Source organism: Dietzia sp. SYD-A1, from assembly GCF_015356725.1.
Taxonomy (GTDB): Bacteria; Actinomycetota; Actinomycetes; order Mycobacteriales; family Mycobacteriaceae; genus Dietzia.
Window position 1 is genome coordinate 1 of record NZ_JADDKI010000311.1, and the last position, 2,979, is coordinate 2,979.

General features: G+C 71.6%; 3 protein-coding genes. 1 reads left to right on the top strand and 2 read right to left on the bottom strand.

Features of this window, described 5'->3' with window-relative positions; all coding sequences use genetic code 11:
* Positions 1 to 117: 117 nt before the first annotated feature.
* Positions 118 to 1,449, bottom strand: coding sequence for an adenosylmethionine--8-amino-7-oxononanoate transaminase (locus IY392_RS12680; protein WP_194861411.1), 1,332 nt, complete (start codon positions 1,447 to 1,449; stop codon positions 118 to 120).
* A 1-nt stretch (position 1,450) separates the two neighbouring features.
* Positions 1,451 to 2,572: a biotin synthase BioB gene (gene bioB / locus IY392_RS12685; RefSeq protein ID WP_182613422.1), complete on the bottom strand. Its 1,122-nt coding sequence runs from the start codon at positions 2,570 to 2,572 to the stop codon at positions 1,451 to 1,453.
* A 118-nt stretch (positions 2,573 to 2,690) separates the two neighbouring features.
* On the opposite strand from bioB, the gene IY392_RS12690 reads away from it, so the two are divergent.
* The coding region (locus IY392_RS12690; RefSeq protein ID WP_194861412.1) for a TetR family transcriptional regulator at positions 2,691 to 2,979 on the top strand (289 nt) is incomplete at its 3' end.

Below are 2,979 nucleotides of genomic sequence, written 5' to 3' on the forward strand. Positions count from 1 at the left end.
GCACGTGCCTGGCCGCCCGGTCCTCGGCGGCGGCGTCGAGCCAGTCCAGGGCGGGGGAGCGATCAGATGCGGGCCGAGCGACCTCCGCGGGCACCCGGGTGGTGGTCAGCTGCTCGCTCATCGGCCCGCCCCCGCTGCTGCCGCGCCCGCCACTGCTGCCCCTTGAACCGCCGCGGCACAGATCTGATCGATCTCCTCATCCGTAGAGACCAACGGCGGCATCGTGTAGATGAGATCCCGGAAGGGGCGCAGCCACACGCCGTGGGAGGTGATCGCCGTTGTCGTCGTCGTCATCTCCACAGGCCGGTCGAGCTGCACCACGCCGATCGCCCCCAGCACCCGAACGTCCAGCACTCCGGGCACCTCGAGCGCCTTCGCCAGGCCGCGGCGCAGGCGCGCCTCGATCCGCGGGACGCGCTCGCGCCACTCGCCGGACTCCACAAGGTCCAGCGACGCGCACGCCACCGCGCACGCCAGCGGGTTGCCCATGAACGTCGGCCCGTGCGCCAGGCCACCCGCTTCACCGGCGCTGATCACCTCGGCCACCCGGTCGGTGGTCAGCGTCGCCGCCAGGGTCAAGTATCCGCCGGTCAGCGCCTTGCCCAGGCACATGATGTCGGGCGCGACCCCGGCGTGGTCGGCGGCGAACAGCGCGCCGGTGCGGCCGAAGCCGGTGGCGATCTCGTCGAAGATCAGCAGCGCGCCGGTCTCGTCGGCCAGGCGCCGCAGGTCGTGCAGGTAGTCGGGGTGGTGGAAGCGCATGCCGCCCGCGCCCTGGACCACTGGTTCCACGATGATCCCTGCCAGCTCCCCCGAGTGCTCGCGAACGGTGCGCTCGAGCTCGGCGACGTAGGCCTCGTCGTAGTGGGCCGGCGGCGCGGGCGCGAACACCTGCTCGGCCACCACGCCTCGCCACATCGAGTGCATGCCGCCTTGAGGATCACACACACTCATGGGGGCGAGGGTGTCGCCGTGGTAGCCGCCCCGCCAGGTGGCCAGGCGGGTGCGCTCGGGGCGGCCCATCGAGCGCTGGTACTGGAGGGCCATCTTGGCGGCCACCTCCACCGAGACCGATCCCGAGTCCGCCAGGAACACCTTGTTGAGCTCTTCCGGCGCCATCCGCGCCAACCGGGTCGACAGCTCCACCGCCGGCGCGTGGGTGAGGCCGCCGAACATCACGTGGCTCATCGTGTCGACCTGCCGGTGCGCGGCGGCGTCGAGGTGCGGGTGGCGATAACCGTGGATGGCCGCCCACCACGAGCTCATGCCGTCGATCAGCTCGCGGCCGTCCGCCAGACGCAGCCGCACCCCTGACGCGGACGCCACCGGCAGCGGCTGCGTGGACGCCGGGAACCCGCCGTACGGGTGCCACACGTGCTCGGCGTCCGCGGCCAGGAGCGTGGCGGGGTTCGGAGCGGAGGACGAGGTGAGGCGCAGCGGGGCGGACATGTCAGGCGTTCGCGGGCTCGCTGGTGCCGGCACCGCGCGTGCGGATGGCCACCTTCTTCTCCTGCGTGGCCGGCGCGGCGGGAGCCGTGACAGGGGCGGCGGCGTGGGTGACCTCGCCCGCCCCGGCGGCATCCTCCCTCTGCAGCACCTCGAGGCCGGCGTCGGCGATCATCTGCAGGTCCTCACCGCCGGGCTGGCCCTCGGAGGTGAGGTAGTCGCCGAGGAACAGCGAGTTGGCCACGTAGAGGCCCATGCCCTGGAGGTAGCCGAGGTGGCGCTCGCGGCCGGCGGCCATCCGGATCTCGGTGTCGGGGGCGACGAACCGCACCATCGCGAGGATGCGCAGGCAGTCGCGCGGGTTGAGCGTGTCCACGCCCTCGAGGGGGGTGCCGTCGAAGGGCAGCAGGAAGTTCACCGGGATTGAGTCGACGCCCTTGGCGCGCAGGTCGAAGGCCAGCTCGACCAGCTGCTCGCGGGTCTCGCCCATGCCGGCGATGAAGCCCGAGCACGCCGACAGGCCCGCGCCGTGCGCCTGGCTCACGGTGTGCTCGCGGTCGGCGTAGGTGTGGGTCGTGCAGATCTCCTCGTAGTGGCTCTCCGCCGTGTTGAGGTTGTGGTTGTAGGCGTCGGCGCCGCTCGCACAGAGCTTCTCGGCCTGGCCGTCCTTGAGCGCGCCGAGGCAGGCGCACACCTCGACGCCCGGGGTGTCGGACTTGATGGCCTCGATGATGTCGGAGACCTTGCCGACCTCGCGGTTGCTCGGGCCTGTGCCGCTGGCGACCAGGCACACGCGCGAGGCCCCGGCGGCGATTCCCGCCTTGGCCGCGGTGACGGCCTCGTCCGTGTTCAACCAGGTGTACCGCAGGATGCCGGCGGTGGAGTTGAGGCGCTGCGAGCAGTAGAAGCAGTCCTCCGGGCACAGGCCGCTCTTGAGGTTGACCAGGTAGTTGACCTTGACCTTGTTGCCGAAGTGCTCGAACCGCAGCCGGGACGCGGCCGCGACCACCTCCATGAGCTCGGCGTCCGATGAGTCGAGCACGGCGAGCGCCTCGGTCGCGTCGATCGCCCCGCCGTCGAGAATGCGGTCCGCGAGCTCGTGCCAACGGGTGGTCGTGGTGGCCATGGTTCCTCCTGAACGCCGTTCATTGAACGCCGTTAAGGTAGCGGGAATTCGCCGACTTGTACAGCGTTCAGGTTGCAGGCGCGTCGGAGCGGCGGGCGGGGCGATAGGGTGACCTGTCGTGGCACTCACCAAGTCGGCCGTCGTCGACACCGCGCTCGGACTCCTGCACGAGGCGGGGTTGCCCGGCATGTCCATGCGCACCCTCGCGACCCGGCTGAACGTCCAGCCGAGCGCGCTGTACTGGCACTTCCCGTCCAAGCAGGCGCTGCTCACCGCTGTCGCCGAACGGGTCCTGGCGGAGGTGGCCCCGGTGGAGGCCGGCGAGTCGGCCGCCGACGAGTTGCGCGGCGTGACCCGCGCGCTGCGGAACGCCGTCGCGGGAGTGCCGGACGGGGCCGAGATCGTGG

Coding starts and splice junctions, on each gene's coding strand:
- IY392_RS12680 (WP_194861411.1), bottom strand. CDS start 1,449: ATGTCCGCCCCGCTGCGCCTCACCTCGTCCTCCGCTCCGAACCCCGCC.
- bioB (WP_182613422.1), bottom strand. CDS start 2,572: ATGGCCACCACGACCACCCGTTGGCACGAGCTCGCGGACCGCATTCTC.